Source organism: Aminobacter ciceronei (assembly GCF_014138625.1).
GTDB lineage: Bacteria > Pseudomonadota > Alphaproteobacteria > Rhizobiales > Rhizobiaceae > Aminobacter > Aminobacter ciceronei.
The window spans coordinates 31530-47002 of sequence record NZ_JACJHY010000004.1; the positions used below are offsets into that span (position 1 = coordinate 31530).

13 protein-coding genes are annotated in these 15473 nt (G+C 64.3%); 12 read left to right on the forward strand and 1 reads right to left on the reverse strand.

What is annotated here, in order from left to right:
• The first annotated feature begins 4 nt into the window (after nt 1-4).
• The 12 genes from HNQ95_RS05595 (at nt 5) to glpK (ending at nt 14276) form a co-directional block, all read left to right on the forward strand.
• Nucleotides 5-1021, forward strand: coding sequence for an SIS domain-containing protein (locus HNQ95_RS05595; RefSeq protein WP_067966740.1), 1017 nt, complete (start codon nt 5-7; stop codon nt 1019-1021).
• Nucleotides 1022-1951 (forward strand): PfkB family carbohydrate kinase, encoded by a 930-nt coding sequence (locus tag HNQ95_RS05600; protein ID WP_182573697.1) that lies wholly within the window; start codon nt 1022-1024, stop codon nt 1949-1951.
• Complete coding sequence (locus HNQ95_RS05605; RefSeq protein ID WP_067963199.1) at nt 1948-3060, forward strand: ABC transporter ATP-binding protein; 1113 nt, start codon at nt 1948-1950, stop codon at nt 3058-3060. The genes HNQ95_RS05600 and HNQ95_RS05605 overlap by 4 nt, the downstream gene beginning before the upstream one ends.
• 303 nt (nt 3061-3363) lie before the next feature.
• Nucleotides 3364-4656: an NCS2 family permease gene (locus HNQ95_RS05610; RefSeq protein WP_067963201.1), complete on the forward strand. Its 1293-nt coding sequence runs from the start codon at nt 3364-3366 to the stop codon at nt 4654-4656.
• 406 nt (nt 4657-5062) lie between these two features.
• Nucleotides 5063-6592 carry a glycerol-3-phosphate dehydrogenase gene (glpD, locus tag HNQ95_RS05615; RefSeq protein ID WP_067966742.1) on the forward strand — a complete coding sequence of 510 codons (1530 nt, stop codon included), beginning with the start codon at nt 5063-5065 and terminating at the stop codon, nt 6590-6592.
• A gap of 37 nt (nt 6593-6629) precedes the next feature.
• Nucleotides 6630-7712 (forward strand): ABC transporter ATP-binding protein, encoded by a 1083-nt coding sequence (locus HNQ95_RS05620; protein ID WP_067963204.1) that lies wholly within the window; start codon nt 6630-6632, stop codon nt 7710-7712.
• Between the two features lie 9 nt (nt 7713-7721).
• Entirely contained in the window at nt 7722-8789 is a 1068-nt protein-coding gene (locus HNQ95_RS05625) for an ABC transporter ATP-binding protein (protein WP_067963207.1), read from the forward strand.
• 3 nt (nt 8790-8792) lie between these two features.
• Nucleotides 8793-9659, forward strand: a complete 867-nt coding sequence (locus HNQ95_RS05630; RefSeq protein ID WP_067963210.1) for a carbohydrate ABC transporter permease — start codon at nt 8793-8795, stop codon at nt 9657-9659.
• A 118-nt stretch (nt 9660-9777) separates the two neighbouring features.
• A complete protein-coding gene (locus HNQ95_RS05635) occupies nt 9778-10596 on the forward strand; it encodes a carbohydrate ABC transporter permease (protein WP_067966746.1) in 819 nt (272 codons plus the stop codon).
• A gap of 13 nt (nt 10597-10609) precedes the next feature.
• Complete coding sequence (locus tag HNQ95_RS05640; protein ID WP_067963213.1) at nt 10610-10891, forward strand: DUF2160 domain-containing protein; 282 nt, start codon at nt 10610-10612, stop codon at nt 10889-10891.
• Nucleotides 10892-10965: 74 nt separating this feature from the next.
• The gene (locus HNQ95_RS05645) at nt 10966-12690 is read left to right on the forward strand and encodes an ABC transporter substrate-binding protein (protein ID WP_182573696.1); all 1725 of its coding nucleotides are present in this window, start codon (nt 10966-10968) and stop codon (nt 12688-12690) included.
• A gap of 92 nt (nt 12691-12782) precedes the next feature.
• Nucleotides 12783-14276: a glycerol kinase GlpK gene (gene glpK, locus HNQ95_RS05650; protein WP_182573695.1), complete on the forward strand. Its 1494-nt coding sequence runs from the start codon at nt 12783-12785 to the stop codon at nt 14274-14276.
• A 105-nt stretch (nt 14277-14381) separates the two neighbouring features.
• On the opposite strand, the gene HNQ95_RS05655 is transcribed toward glpK, so the two are convergent.
• A complete protein-coding gene (locus tag HNQ95_RS05655) occupies nt 14382-15470 on the reverse strand; it encodes an NAD(P)H-dependent flavin oxidoreductase (RefSeq protein ID WP_182573694.1) in 1089 nt (362 codons plus the stop codon).
• Nucleotides 15471-15473 lie beyond the last annotated feature (3 nt).

Below are 15473 nucleotides of genomic sequence, written 5' to 3' on the forward strand. Positions count from 1 at the left end.
GACCATGACCTCACCGAAGCCCAGACCTGCCGGCCTCTTGGCCATCGACCGCGAAATGGCGCGGCAGAATGGCGACGCCCTGGCGTCCTTCGCCGAAAACGCCGGAATGGCGGCCCGGGTCGCCGCCTCGCTCGAAAGGACCGGCAGGCTGCTGCTGCTCGGCATGGGCGGCTCGCATGCCGTCGGCCGGGCGGTCGAGCCGCTCTATCGCGCGCTCGGCATCGACGCCATTGCCCTGCCGCTGTCGGAGCAACTCGGCCAGGGGCTCTCGCTCGATGGCCGCACGGTGATCATGACGTCGCAGTCGGGCGAAAGTGCCGAGGTGCTGCGCTGGTTCACCGAGACGGGCGGCAACAGCGAGACTTTCGGGCTGACGCTGGAGGCCGGCTCGTTCCTGGCCCGGAAAGCACCTTCGCTGGTCGGCGTCGGCGGCACCGAGCTCGCCTTTGCCGCGACCCGCAGCCTGACGGTGACGCTTTCGCTTCACCTCGCCATTCTCGCCGCGCTTGGCGAACATCCGGGCGGGGCGCTTGTCGCCCTGCAACTGCCCGAGGTCGTCGATGTTGGTCCCGCGCTCAAGGCTTTGGCCGATGTCGACACCGTCGTCACCTCGGGCCGGCGCCTGCAGGGCGTTGCCGAGGCGCTGGCGCTTGGCCTGACCGAACTGTCGCGGCGGCCGTGCTTTTCGCTCGAGGGCGGACAGCTGCGGCACGGGCCGATGGAGATGCTTGGGCCCAACATCGGGGTCGTGCTGTTCCGGGGCAAGGACCCGACGGCACCGCTTGTCACCGCCATGGCCGTGTCGGCTGTCGAGACCGGTGCTGCCGTCGTCATCTTCGATTCCTCTGATGAGGCGCCGGTGGCGGGCGCGACGACCCTTGCCTTCAAGCCGGCAACCGGCATGGACGCCATTTTTGCCATGCTGCCGACAGCCCAGCGGCTGATGATCGCCTTTGCCGATGCCCGTGTCGACGACGCCGGCACGCCGGTGCGTTCGACCAAGATCACGCGGAGCGAATGAATGCGTCCGCTTGCTGTCATCGGCAACGTCAATGTCGACCTCATCCTGGGGCCGACAGCACCCTGGCCGAGGGCAGGAACGGAGATCATCGTCGACCATGACGAGTTGCGGGTCGGCGGCCAGGCGGGCAACAGCGCGCTTGCCTGGGATGCGCTCGGCGTCGACTTCGAGATATCAGCCAATGTCGGCAACGACCAGTTCGGCCTGTGGCTGCGCGACGCCTTCGGCGATCGGGCCGCCAGATGGCCTGTTACTGCCGAGCGCACGACGCTTTCGGTCGGCATCACCCATCCCGACGGCGAACGCACCTTCTTCACCACCCATGGCCACCTGCCCCGCTTTAGCCTGGCCGATGTGTTGTCGGTGCTCGACGGCGCGCAGCTTTCCGGCGGCTACGCCTTGCTCTGTGGTGCGTTCCTGACCACCGAGCTTACGCGCGACTACGACGCCTTCTTCGACTGGGCGCATGGCCATGGCATCTCGGTCGTGCTCGACACCGGCTGGCCACCCGACGGCTGGACCGAGCACAACTGCGCCTTGACGCGGACATGGCTTGCGCATTGCGACTGTGCGTTGCTGAACGAAGTCGAGGCAACGACCCTTGCAGGCCTCGACAGTCCGGCCGAAGCCGCAGTCGCCTTGTGGCGCAGCATGCCCGAAGGCGCGATCCTGGTCGTCAAATGCGGTCCGGACGGCGCCGTCGCCATCGGTCCCGGCGGCGAACTGGTGTCGGTGAAAGCACCCGTCGTCACGGTCATCGACACGATCGGCGCCGGCGACGTCTTCAATGCTGCCTTCCTGGCAGCGCTTGCCGGCGACCGGCCGCTGGCTGCCTGCCTCACCGCGGGCGTGCAGGTCGCCTCGCGTGCCATTTCCACCTTGCCCCGCCTCTATGGCGGGTTGCCCGAGATCAGGGACGAATTTGCATGAGTGCGCTCGACATCCAGAACATCCGCAAGAGCTACGGCGCGGTCGAGACGCTGAAAGGCATCGACATCGCGCTGCAGAGCGGCGAGTTCCTCGTCCTGCTCGGCTCGTCGGGTTGCGGGAAATCGACGCTGCTCAACATCATAGCCGGGCTTGCCGAAGCCACCAGCGGCGACATCCGCATCGCCGGCAGGTCCATCCTCGGCGTTCATCCCAAGGACCGCGACATCGCCATGGTGTTCCAGTCCTATGCGCTCTACCCCAATCTCAGCGTGCGCCGGAACATCGGCTTCGGCCTGGAGATGCGCAAGGTGCCGCTTGCCGAACGTGAGAAGGCCGTCGCGGAGGCGTCGCGCCTGCTGCAGATCGAGCCCTTGCTCGACCGCAAGCCGAGCCAGCTCTCCGGCGGCCAGCGCCAGCGCGTCGCTATCGGCCGGGCATTGGTGCGCAAGCCCCAGGTGTTCCTGTTCGACGAGCCTCTGTCCAATCTCGATGCCAAGCTCAGGCTCGAAATGCGCACCGAACTCAAGCGTCTGCACCAGATTCTGAAGACGACCGTCGTCTACGTCACCCACGATCAGATCGAGGCGATGACGCTGGCGACACGCATCGCGGTGATGAAGGATGGGCGCATCGAACAGCTCGGCACGCCGGAAGAGATCTACAACCAGCCCGCCACGCTTTATGTCGCCGGCTTCGTCGGCGCCCCGCCGATGAACATGATCGACGTCGAGGTCGACAATGGCGCGTTACGAATCGTCGGATCCGAGGTTCGCTTGCGTTTGCCCGACCGTTTCAGGCCACTCCTCCAGGCCCCAGTTGTCCAGGACAAGACGCGGCTTGCGCTCGGCATCAGGCCGGAGGCACTGCGGCTGGCGTCACTTGACCAGGCAGGCGACCAGGCCGGCGGCCATGTGCTGCCGGTGCGGATCGAAGTGGTCGAACTGACCGGACCCGAACTTGTCGCCACCGCGCGCATCGGCCCGCAAAAGCTCACCGCATGTCTTGCGCCAAGAGCCAGGGTCGGCCAGGGTGACGTGGCGGCATTTGCCGTCGACGACGACGCGCTGCACCTGTTCGACCCGGCAACCGGCCAGGCGCTGCTCGCCTGAGGCATCGTCCGAACGGGCGCAATCCATCAACAAAAACGCGAAACTGCTTAAAGCAACCGCCACTTGTGCGATGGCTGCATCAGGCAGAATTTAGGCCACGTTTGCGCAGGCAATCATGCCTTGCGCCATTTGTTGGCGGAAGCCGGTCCGGGGTGGAGACGCAAGACGCGTCCTGGGTCGGCACGAGAGGGCAGCAGGAGTTCGGCAGGAAAACGCCGGCGGCCATGCGGGGAAAGCATGGGTGCGTCGGCAAGCCTGCGCCAGGACCAGGCTGCCCCCTAACCGTCTGGGAGGAAGCAAAGAGTGCTTGAGAAGTATTTCAACCTGAAGGAACAAGGGACATCGGTCCGGACCGAAGTGATCGCCGGTGTCACGACCTTCCTGACCATGGCCTACATCATCTTCGTCAACCCGGAGATCCTGTCGTCGACGGGCATGGACCGCAACGCCGTGTTCGTTGCCACCTGCCTTGCCGCAGCGATCGGCTCGCTGGTCATGGGCCTGGTGGCGAAATGGCCGATCGGCATGGCGCCGGGCATGGGCCTGAACGCCTTCTTCGCCTTTACCGTCGTCGGCGCCATGGGCTTTTCCTGGCAGCAGGCGCTGGGCGCGGTGTTCATTTCAGGCGTGATCTTCCTGATCCTGACCGTCAGCGGCGTGCGCAGCTGGCTGATCGCCGGCATCCCGCACTCGATGCGCAGCGCCATTGCCGCCGGTATCGGCCTGTTCCTCGGCATCATCGCGCTGAAAAGCTCCGGTATCGTCGTGGCCAGCCCGGCAACGCTGGTGACGCTGGGCGACGTCAGCCAGACCGGGACGCTGCTTGCCATCGCCGGCTTCTTCATCATCGCGGCCCTTGACGCGCTCAAGGTGCGCGGCGCGATCCTGATCGGCATTCTGGTGATCACCATCGCCTCGATGGCGCTCGGCGTCAGCCAGTTCAACGGCATCGTCTCGATGCCGCCGTCGATCCTGCCGACCTTCCTGCAGCTCGACGTCTTCGGCGCCCTGCATGCCGGCCTGGTCCATGTCATCCTGGTGTTCGTGCTGGTCGAGGTCTTCGACGCCACCGGCACGCTGATCGGCGTCGCCAAGCGCGCCGGGCTGATCGAGCCGGGCAAGCCCAACCGCCTCGGCCGCGCCCTTCTGGCCGACAGCACGGCCATCGTCGCGGGCTCCCTGCTCGGCACCTCGAGCACGACGGCCTATGTCGAAAGCGCCTCGGGCGTGCAGGCAGGCGGCCGCACCGGCCTGACCGCTTTGGTCATCGGCGTGCTCTTCCTCGCCGCGCTGTTCTTCTCGCCGCTGGCCGGCTCGGTGCCTGCCTATGCGACGGCGCCTGCCCTGCTCTATGTCGCCGGCCTGATGATGCGCGAGCTGGTCGAGGTCGAATGGGCCGATATCACCGAGGCAGCACCGGCGGCGCTGACCGCGCTGATGATGCCCTTCACCTACTCGATCGCCAACGGCCTTGCCTTCGGCTTCATCAGCTATGCCGCGCTCAAGCTGCTCACCGGCCGTCCCGGTGAAGTCCATGCCGCGACCTGGCTGGTGGCGATCCTGTTCGTCATTCGCTTCGCCTTCTTCCCCCACTGACTTTCCCGAACCCCATCTGCAGCCGGGGCCGCCGACGCGGCCCCGGCTTTTTTGTTGTCCACAGCCGGCCGCACAGACGCCGCCTGCCGCCGCGACATGCACCGGAAATTCCGCCTTCGTTTTGGTCAATGAAGGCTGAAAACGAAGATCACAACCGGGAATTGTCCTGTATTGCCCGAGGCAACAGTGTTTCGCCTGGCAAAAAACAGAAGATTCCGCCCATTTGTAGGCTTTTAGCCGTCTAAACTGACGGATACACGCCAAGCCCCTGCCCCTGACACAACGTCAGCACGTCAGCCTGCGATCAGCGATATATTTCGTTTGACATTCACTTTCAGTTCGAAATAATCCAAATCGAGCTTCGAATGGTGCTTAAATTGCTGCAGTGCGAAAAGGCGGCGAAGGCGTGAGCAGACCAGAAATCCACGACATCTTCGTTATCGGCGGCGGCATCAATGGCTGCGGAATCGCCCGCGACGCGGTCGGCCGCGGCTACTCCGTCTACCTTGCCGAAATGAACGATCTCGCCTCCGGCACCTCGTCCTATTCGACCAAGCTGATCCATGGCGGGCTGCGCTATCTCGAGCATTACGAATTCCGCCTGGTGCGCGAAGCGCTGATGGAACGCGAGGTGCTGTGGAAGAACGCGCCTCACATCATCTGGCCGATGCGCTTCGTGTTGCCCTATGCCAAGGGCCTGCGCCCGGCATGGCTGATCCGGCTCGGCCTGTTCCTCTACGACCATATTGGCGGCCGCAAGCTGTTGCCGCCGACACGCACGCTCGACATGCACAGCGACGTCGCCGGCAAGCCGCTGAAGCCGATGTTTGCGCGCGCCTTCGAATATTCCGACGGCTGGGTCAACGATGCACGGCTGGTCGTGCTCAATGCCCGCGACGCCGCCGACAGGGGTGCCGTCATCCGCACCCGGGCCAAGGTGACGAGCGCGCGCCGCGACAACGGCCATTGGAACATCCGCGTCGAGGACCTGCGCAGCGGCCAGGTCGAAGAGGTCAAGGCGCGGCTCATCGTCAATGCCGCCGGACCCTGGATCGACCATGTGCTGACCGAAACCGTCGGCCAGAACAACGTCCACAATGTCCGCCTCGTCCAGGGCAGCCACATCGTGGTGGCGAAGAAGTTCGACGATCCGCGCGCCTATTTCTTCCAGAACAAGGACGGGCGCATCATCTTCGCCATTCCTTACGAGGAAGACTTCACCCTGATCGGCACCACCGACCAGGATTATCAAGGCGACCCCCACACCGCCAGGATCAGCCAGGCCGAGATCACCTATCTCTGCGAGGCGGCAAGCGAATATTTCGCCGAGCCGGTGAAACCCGAACACATCGTCTGGACCTATTCCGGCGTCCGCCCGCTTTATGACGACGGCGCCAGCAAGGCCCAGGAAGCGACACGCGACTATGTGCTGAAATCAGATGGCGGCGAAGGCCGCGCGCCGATCGTCAATATCTTCGGCGGAAAGATCACCACCTATCGCCGCCTTGCCGAATCCATGCTCGAGATCATCGAGAAGCAGCTGGGCAAGAGGGGCAAGGCCTGGACGGCAACCGCCGCCCTGCCGGGCGGCGAGTTCGAGGCGACCGGCTTCGACGCCGAAGTGGTCAAGCTCAAGGCTGCCTACCCCTTCCTCGATATGCGCCTCGCCCGCCGCCTGACCAGGCTCTACGGCACACGCGCCAGGACGCTGCTCGGCCTGGCGAAGTCGGAAGCCGATCTCGGGCGCAATTTCGGCGCCGATCTCTACGAGGCCGAGGTCCGCTATCTCGTCGCCCATGAATGGGCGGTGAGCGGCGAGGACGTGTTGTGGCGGCGCACCAAGCGGGGGCTGAAGCTCAGCAAAGAGCAGGCCGCGGCACTCGACGAATTTCTGCATGGAATGAGCCCAGGCGTGCACAACGCCGCGGCAGAATAGGCCTGCCCGCCTGCATCTGCCTCTGGGAGGAGGATTTATGCTCGAACTGCGCAACGTAACCAAGACGGTGGCCGGCACGGATCATATCCGCGACGTCTCGCTGGCGCTTCAGCACGGCAGCCTCAATGTCCTTCTGGGACCGACGCTGTCGGGCAAGACCAGCCTGATGCGGCTGATGGCCGGGCTCGACAAGCCAACCGCGGGCTCGGTCTGGTTCGACGGTGTCGACGTCACCGGCGTGCCGGTGCAGAAGCGCAACATCGCCATGGTCTACCAGCAGTTCATCAACTACCCGGCGATGACGGTCTATGAGAACATCGCATCGCCGCTGCGTGTCGCCGGCGCCGACAAGGCCAGGATCGAACAGGAGGTCAAGCGCGCCGCCGACCTGCTCAAGCTGACACCCTATCTCGACCGCACCCCGCTCAACCTGTCGGGCGGCCAGCAGCAGCGCACAGCGCTCGCCCGTGCCATCGTCAAGAATGCCCGGCTCGTGCTGCTCGACGAGCCGCTCGCCAATCTCGATTACAAATTGCGCGAGGAACTGCGCGCCGAACTGCCGAGGATCTTCGCCGAAACCGGCGCGATCTTCGTCTATGCCACGACCGAGCCGCATGAAGCGCTTCTGCTTGGCGGCAATGTCGCCACGCTGTCGGAAGGCCGCATCACCCAGTTCGGCCCGACGATCGAGGTGTTCCGCAAGCCGGACGACCTGATCACGGCGCGGACCTTCGCCGACCCGCCGCTCAACACCATCGTGTTGAAGAAGAGCGGCCGCAATTTCCAGCTTGATGGTGGGGTGGACCTCCCGGTGCCGGCGGACCTCGCCGGCATTGCCGACGCCAGCTATACGATCGGCTTCCAGCCCCACCATCTTTCTTTTGAGAAGCGCACGACCGACGCCGTCGGCGTCAAGGCCAAGGTGTCGGTCACCGAGATCACCGGCTCGGAGAGCTTTGTCCACCTCAACTACGCCGACGCGCGCTGGGTGATGCTGACCCATGGCATCCGGCAGTTCGAGCCGGACGAGACCATCGAGGTGTTCATCGATCCGCGCCACGTCATGGTCTTCGATGCCACCGGTCGCGCCGCTGGCGCACCCTCGTCACGCGCCGCATAGGAGGGGAAGATGGCACGCATCGACCTGAACCACATCCGCCACGCCTATGGCGCCAACCCGAAGTCCGACAAGGACTATGCGCTGCGCGAAGTCCATTACGGCTTCGAGGACGGCGGCGCCTATGCCCTGCTCGGCCCGTCCGGCTGCGGCAAGACCACGCTGCTCAACATCATTTCCGGCCTGCTGCATGCCTCGCACGGCCAGCTTCTGTTCGACGGCAAGGACGTGACCCGGCTGTCCACCCAGGAGCGCAACATCGCCCAGGTGTTCCAGTTCCCGGTCATCTACGACACCATGACGGTCTACGACAATCTCGCCTTCCCGCTGCGCAACCGCGGCGTCGGAGAAGCCGATGTCGACCGCAAGGTGCGCGAGACGCTCGACATGATCGACCTCGCCAGCTGGGCCAAACGCAAGGCGCGGGGGCTCACCGCCGACCAGAAGCAGAAGATCTCGCTCGGCCGCGGCCTCGTCCGCTCCGACGTCAATGCGATCCTGTTCGACGAGCCGCTGACCGTCATCGACCCGCATATGAAATGGGTGCTGCGCTCGCAGCTCAAGCAGCTTCACCGGCGCTTCGGCTACACCATGATCTATGTCACCCACGACCAGACGGAGGCTTTGACCTTCGCCGAGAAGGTGGTGGTGATGTATGACGGCGAGATCGTCCAGATCGGCACGCCGGCCGAGCTGTTCGAGCGCCCCAAGCACACCTTCGTCGGCTATTTCATCGGCTCGCCCGGCATGAACGTCATGCCGGTGGCGGTCGAAGGCCGGCGCGCCCGGCTCGGCGGCCAGACCATCGAGCTGCCCGGCACGCCCAAGGCCGAAGGCGCAAGCATCGAACTCGGCATCCGGCCCGAATATGTCAGGCTCGGCGCCAAGGGCATGCCCGTCACCATACGCAAGGTCGAGGATATCGGCCGCCACAAGGTGGTGCGCGCCAGCCTCGAAGGCCGCGAGATCGCGGCGATCCTCGGCGAGGACGATCACGTGCCGGCCGATCCGCATGTCAGCTTCGATCCTGCCGGCATCAACCTCTACGACAAGTCCTGGCGCGTCGAGATGGGAGCGTAACCCGTGGAAAAGACCTGGAACAACAAGGCCTGGTTCATGGTGCTGCCGGTGCTGGTGCTGGTGGCCTTCTCGGCGGTGATCCCGCTGATGACCGTCGTCAACTATTCGGTGCAGGACACGTTCGGCGGCAACCAGTTCTTCTGGGCCGGCGCCGAATGGTTCGAGGAGATGCTGCATTCCGACCGCTTCTGGGCGGCGATGGGCCGCAACCTGATCTTCTCGGCGATCATCCTGGCGATCCAGATCCCGCTCGGCATCTTCATCGCCCTCAACATGCCGCGGAAGGGCTGGGGCGTGCCGGTCTGCCTGGTGCTGATGGCGCTGCCTTTGCTCATTCCGTGGAACGTCGTCGGCACCATCTGGCAGGTCTTCGGCCGCATCGACATCGGCCTGCTCGGCTACACGCTGCATGCGCTCGGCTTCGACTACAACTATGTCAACGACCCGTTCGACGCCTGGGTGACGGTCATCGTCATGGATGTCTGGCACTGGACCAGCCTTGTCGTGCTGCTCTGCTATGCCGGCCTGGTATCGATCCCCGACGCCTTCTATCAGGCCGCCAAGATCGACGGCGCCTCGCGCTGGGCGGTGTTCCGCTACATCCAGCTGCCGAAGATGCAGCGCGTGCTGCTGATCGCCGTGCTGCTGCGCTTCATGGACAGCTTCATGATCTACACCGAGCCCTTCGTCGTCACCGGCGGCGGCCCCGGCAACTCCACCACCTTCCTGTCGATCGACCTGGTCAAGATGGCCGTCGGCCAGTTCGACCTCGGCCCGGCGGCGGCGATGTCGATCATCTACTTCCTGATCGTGCTGCTGCTGTCATGGGTCTTCTACACCGTCATGACAAATTACGACGTGGAGAAGTGAGATGGCGGGGACAAGGCAAGCAGTCGCGGACGCCGACAAGGACAAGATGATGCGTGATGCCGTGACCTCGACGGGCGTTGTCCATAGCGGCGCTCCAGACGAGGCGCTGGCGCGCAGGATGCGGCGGCGCGGCGAGGAATCGCGCTTCTGGTGGGTGGTGCCGACGCTCTACATCATCTTCCTGATGCTGCCGATCTACTGGCTCATCAATATGAGCTTCAAGTCGAACCAGGAAATCCTGGGCACATTTTCGCTCTGGCCGCAGAACCCCACTCTGCGCAACTACGGCGTGATCTTCACGGATCCGTCCTGGTACAAGGGCTACATCAACTCGATCATCTATGTGGTGATGAACACGGTGATCTCGATCGCCGTCGCCCTGCCTGCGGCTTACGCCTTCTCGCGCTACCGCTTCCTCGGCGACAAGCACCTGTTCTTCTGGCTTCTGACCAACCGCATGGCGCCGCCGGCGGTGTTCGCCCTGCCCTTCTTCCAGCTCTATTCGGCCTTCGGCCTGATCGACACGCATATCGCGGTTGCGCTGGCGCACTGCCTGTTCAACGTGCCGCTGGCAGTCTGGATCCTCGAAGGCTTCATGTCGGGCGTGCCGAAGGAGATCGACGAGACCGCCTATATCGACGGCTACTCGTTCCCACGCTTTTTCGTGAAGATCTTCGTTCCGCTGATCGCCAGCGGCATCGGGGTCGCGGCCTTCTTCTGCTTCATGTTCTCGTGGGTCGAACTCTTGATCGCCCGCACGCTGACCACCACCGACGCCAAGCCGATCGCCGCGATCATGACACGCACCGTCTCGGCCTCGGGCATGGACTGGGGCGTGCTCGCCGCGGCCGGCGTCCTGACCATCATTCCGGGCGCGCTCGTCATCTGGTTCGTCCGCAACTACATCGCCAAGGGCTTTGCCCTGGGCCGCGTCTGAGGGAGCGTTTGCGATGGACCTTTCATGGATGGCCTGGACGCTGCCGACAGCGGCGTTCTTCATCACCATCTTCCTGATGCTCGTGGGCATGGGCGTGTGGGAATACTTCTCGCCCGGCGGCAATCCGCGCGTCGGCATCCTCCGCTTCGAAACGACCCGGGGCGACAGGCTTTTCGTTTCGCTGCTCGGCAGCGCCTTCATTCATCTCGCATGGCTGGGCCTGATCGGGCCCAACCTGTGGTGGGCTCTCGCTCTCGCAGTGGTCTACGCGATCGGCGTATTCCGCTTCGTCTAGAGGGGGAAATGTTGGGCCGCCGCAAGCCCGCGGCGGCGCCAAATGGCAATGCAACCTTGTTTGGGAGGAAATTAATGCGACGCCATATTCTAGCATCAACAAGCGTGATCGCCCTGCTTTTGGGATCAAGCAATGCCTTTGCCGGCATGGACGAGGCAAAAGCCTTCCTCGATACCGAGATCAAGGATCAATCGGCGCTCGACCGCGCCGGCCAGGAAGCCGAAATGCAATGGTTCGTCGATGCGGCGAAGCCTTTCGCCGGCATGGAGATCAAGGTCGTCTCGGAAACCATCACCACGCACGAATATGAATCGAAGACGCTCGCCAAGGCGTTCAGCGACATCACCGGCATCAAGATCACACATGACCTGATCGGTGAAGGCGACGTCATCGAAAAGCTGCAGACGCAGATGCAGTCGGGCGAAAACATCTATGACGCCTATGTCAACGATTCCGACCTGATCGGCACCCACTGGCGCTATCTGCAGGCCCGCAGCCTGACCGACTGGATGGCCAATGAGGGCAAGGACGTCACCAACCCCAACCTCGACATCGCCGACTTCATCGGCACGAAGTTCACGACAGCACCCGACGGCAAGCTCTACCAGCTTCCCGACCAGCAGTTCGCCAACCTCTACTGGTTCCGCTACGACTGGTTCAACGACGAGAAGAACAAGGCCGACTTCAAGGCGAAATACGGCTACGACCTCGGCGTTCCGGTCAACTGGTCGGCCTATGAGGACATTGCCGAGTTCTTCACCGGCCGCGACGTCAACGGCCAGAAGGTCTATGGCCACATGGATTATGGCAAGAAGGACCCCTCGCTCGGCTGGCGCTTCACCGACGCCTGGCTGTCGATGGCCGGCAACGGCGACAAGGGCCTGCCGAACGGCCTGCCGGTCGATGAATGGGGCATCAAGGTCAATGAAAAGTCGCAGCCCGTCGGCTCCTGCGTCGCGCGCGGCGGCGACACCAACGGACCGGCCTCGGTCTATTCGATCGTCAAGTATCTCGACTGGCTGAAGGCTTACGCGCCGCCGGAAGCCCAGGGCATGACCTTCTCCGAATCCGGCCCGGTGCCGGCCCAGGGCGCGATTGCCCAGCAGATCTTCTGGTACACCGCCTTCACCGCCGACATGGTCAAGCCCGGCCTGCCAGTGATGAACGAGGACGGCACGCCGAAGTGGCGCATGGCGCCTTCGCCGCACGGCGTCTACTGGAAGGACGGCATGAAGCTCGGCTACCAGGACGTCGGTTCGTGGACGATCCTGAAGTCGACGCCTGACGACCGCGCCAAGGCCGCATGGCTTTATGCGCAGTTCGTGACCTCGAAGACTGTCGACGTGAAGAAGAGCCATGTCGGCCTGACCTTCATCCGCCAGTCGACACTCGACCACAAGAGCTTCACCGACCGTGCCCCACAGCTCGGTGGCCTGATCGAGTTCTACCGTTCGCCGGCCCGCGTTCAGTGGTCGCCGACGGGCACCAACGTGCCTGACTATCCGAAGCTGGCTCAGCTGTGGTGGCAGGCGATCGGTGACGCGTCTTCGGGCGCCAAGACGGCCCAGGAAGCCATGGACTCGCTGTGCGCCGAGCAGGAAAAGGTGCTTGAGCGCCTCGAGCGCGCCGGCATCCAGGGCGATATCGGCCCGAAGATGGCGGAAGAGCACGATCTCGCCTACTGGAATGCCGAAGCGGTCAAGGCCGGCAATCTCGCGCCGCAGCTGAAGATCGAAAACGAGAAGGAAAAGCCTGTCACCATCAACTACGATGAGCTGGTGAAGAGCTGGAACAAGTAAGCGTTCGGGCGGATCATCCGCCCGGCCAACTATCCGGGGAGACGGCGCAGCGCCGTCTCCCCTATTCATGCAAGTGACTGCGGAGGGGGAAGATGAGCGGCTTCATTCTGGCAATCGACCAAGGCACCACGTCGAGCCGGGCCATCGTGTTCGACCAAACGATGAAACCTGTCGGTGTCGGCCAGAAGGAATTCACCCAGCATTTCCCTGCTTCCGGCTGGGTCGAGCATGACCCCGAGGAAATCTGGGACAGCGTCGTCACAACCTGCAGGGCGGCGCTGAAGAAGGCCGGCACGACCGCCGCCGACATTGCGGCCATCGGCATCACCAACCAGCGCGAAACCGTCGTCATCTGGGACCGAACGACGGGCAAGCCGATCCACAACGCCATCGTCTGGCAGGATCGGCGCACTGCCCCTCTCTGCGCCAGGCTGAAGAAGCAGGGGCTGGAGCCGAAATTCACTGGAAAGACCGGGCTTCTGCTCGATCCCTATTTCTCCGGCACCAAGATCGCCTGGCTGCTCGACAAGGTGAAGGGCGCGCGCAAGCGGGCCGAACGCGGCGAGCTGCTTGCCGGCACCATCGACAGCTTCCTGATCTGGCGCCTGACCGGCGGCAAGCTGCATGCGACCGACGCCACCAACGCCTCGCGCACGCTGGTCTACAACATCGCGAAGAACGACTGGGACGCCGAGCTGCTCGACATACTGAAGATCCCCGCCGTCATGCTGCCCGAGGTCAAGGATTGCGCCGCCGATTTCGGCGTGACCGAGAAGGCGCTGTTCGGCGCCGAAATCCCGATCCTCGGCGTTGCCGGCGACCAGCAGGCGGCGACCATCGGCCAGGCCTGCTTCGAGCCCGGCATGATGAAATCGACCTATGGCACCGGCTGCTTTGCCATCCTCAACACCGGCAGCGACATTGTGCGCTCGAAGAACCGGCTATTGACGACGATCGCCTATCGCCTCGAGGGCAAGACGACCTATGCGCTGGAAGGCTCGATCTTCGTCGCCGGTGCCGCCGTGCAGTGGCTGCGCGACGGCATCAAGGTGATCGGCAAGGCCGAGCAAAGCGGCAAGCTGGCGGCCGACGCCGACGACAGCCAGGACGTCTATCTCGTGCCGGCCTTTGTCGGACTCGGCGCGCCGCATTGGGATGCCGAGGCGCGCGGCGCGATCTTTGGCCTGACCCGCAACACCGGGCCGGCGGAATTTGCCCGCGCAGCGCTGGAATCCGTCGCCTATCAGACCCGCGACCTGCTCGACGCGATGAAGAAGGACTGGAAGGGCGGCAACGGCAAGACCGTGCTGCGCGTCGACGGCGGCATGGTCGCCTCCGACTGGACGATGCAGCGCCTGGCCGACATCCTGGACGCGCCGGTCGACCGGCCGACGGTGCTCGAGACCACGGCACTCGGTGCTGCCTGGCTCGCCGGCTCGCGCGCCGGCGTCTGGCCGAAGGCCAAACAGTTTTCCAAGGCCTGGGCGCTTGACCGGCAGTTCAAGCCGGTCATGGAGCCTTCGCTGCGCAAGGCCAAGCTGAAAGGCTGGCACGACGCCGTGCGGCGGACGCTGACGCCGAAATAGGCGGCTTATCGACCAGAGCCCATTCTCATCAGATGATTCGGAATGGGGCTCTATCTTCTTGTTCTCGCATGATCTTTTGCGAAAATCAGTGGCCGTTTTTCGGAATCATGCCGTAGCCTGACGGCCGAAGCGCGACAGCAGGGCCTGTGTTTCCGCGGCAAGGGCGCGCGTCAGGTCCGCCGCCGGCATGTCGCGGCCAAGCCGCGCCGCCTGCCCCGACCACAAGGACATGAAATCGCCCGAGCCCTTGGGTTCCGACGCCGCTCGCAGCGGTGCCAGTGCCCCGCCTGCCAGCGGGAATGCCGGCGCGTCTTCAGACAGTGGACCGACCTCGCGCATGATCCGGTTGACGATGCCGCGCGCCGGCCGGCCGGTGAACAGATTGGTCAGCGCGGTATGGTCGTCCTTGGCCGCTTTGAGTGCGGCCTTGTGCGGTGCTGCCACCTTGGCCTCGGGGCAGAACAGATAGGCGGTGCCGACCTGCACCGCCGACGCGCCAAGGGCAAAGGCGGCAACGATGCCGCGTGCGTCTGATATGCCGCCGGTGGCGATGACGGGCAGCTTGACCGCATCGACCACCTGCGGCACCAGAGCGAAGGTGCCGGGCTGGTTGGCGACGTCGTCGGTCAGGAAGATGCCGCGATGACCGCCGGCCTCGGCACCTTGCGCAATGATCGCATCGCAGCCCCTCGCCTCGAGCCACACCGCCTCGTCGGCCGTCGTCGCCGACGAAAGCACCTTGGCGCCCGTCGCCTTGACGCGATCGAGCAAGGCGGCATCAGGCAGGCCGAAATGGAAACTCGCCACCTCCGGCCGGAACTCTTCGACGATGTCGCAGAAGGTCTCGTCGAAAGGCGCACGCGCCGAACGCGGCGCAGGCGCCGTGGGGTCGAGGCCGAGTTCGAGATAATAGGGCGCGAGCCGCTGTTTCCACGCCGCCTCGCGGGCAAGATCGTCTTCGGGCTGCTTGTGGCAGAAGAAATTGACGTTGATCGGCTTCGAGGTGCGCTGCCGGATGATGCCGAGTTCGGTCCGCGCCTTTTCGGGCGTCATCAGCGCGCAAGGCAGCCCGCCGAGGCCGCCGGCCTCCGAGACCGCGATCACCATTTCGGAATCGACGGGCCCGGCCATCGGCGCCTGGAAGATCGGAAGCTCGAGGCCCAGGAGATCAAGAATTCGACGATCGGGCCACATGAT

What these genes read in the sequence shown, in the direction of transcription:
- HNQ95_RS05595 (WP_067966740.1), top strand. Translation starts at nt 5, where the DNA reads ATGACCTCACCGAAGCCCAGACCTGCCGGCCTCTTGGCCATCGACCGC.
- HNQ95_RS05600 (WP_182573697.1), top strand. Translation starts at nt 1,022, where the DNA reads ATGCGTCCGCTTGCTGTCATCGGCAACGTCAATGTCGACCTCATCCTG.
- HNQ95_RS05605 (WP_067963199.1), top strand. Translation starts at nt 1,948, where the DNA reads ATGAGTGCGCTCGACATCCAGAACATCCGCAAGAGCTACGGCGCGGTC.
- HNQ95_RS05620 (WP_067963204.1), top strand. Translation starts at nt 6,630, where the DNA reads ATGCTCGAACTGCGCAACGTAACCAAGACGGTGGCCGGCACGGATCAT.
- HNQ95_RS05625 (WP_067963207.1), top strand. Translation starts at nt 7,722, where the DNA reads ATGGCACGCATCGACCTGAACCACATCCGCCACGCCTATGGCGCCAAC.
- HNQ95_RS05635 (WP_067966746.1), top strand. Translation starts at nt 9,778, where the DNA reads ATGCGGCGGCGCGGCGAGGAATCGCGCTTCTGGTGGGTGGTGCCGACG.
- HNQ95_RS05640 (WP_067963213.1), top strand. Translation starts at nt 10,610, where the DNA reads ATGGACCTTTCATGGATGGCCTGGACGCTGCCGACAGCGGCGTTCTTC.
- HNQ95_RS05645 (WP_182573696.1), top strand. Translation starts at nt 10,966, where the DNA reads ATGCGACGCCATATTCTAGCATCAACAAGCGTGATCGCCCTGCTTTTG.
- glpK (WP_182573695.1), top strand. Translation starts at nt 12,783, where the DNA reads ATGAGCGGCTTCATTCTGGCAATCGACCAAGGCACCACGTCGAGCCGG.
- HNQ95_RS05655 (WP_182573694.1), bottom strand. Translation starts at nt 15,470, where the DNA reads ATGTGGCCCGATCGTCGAATTCTTGATCTCCTGGGCCTCGAGCTTCCG.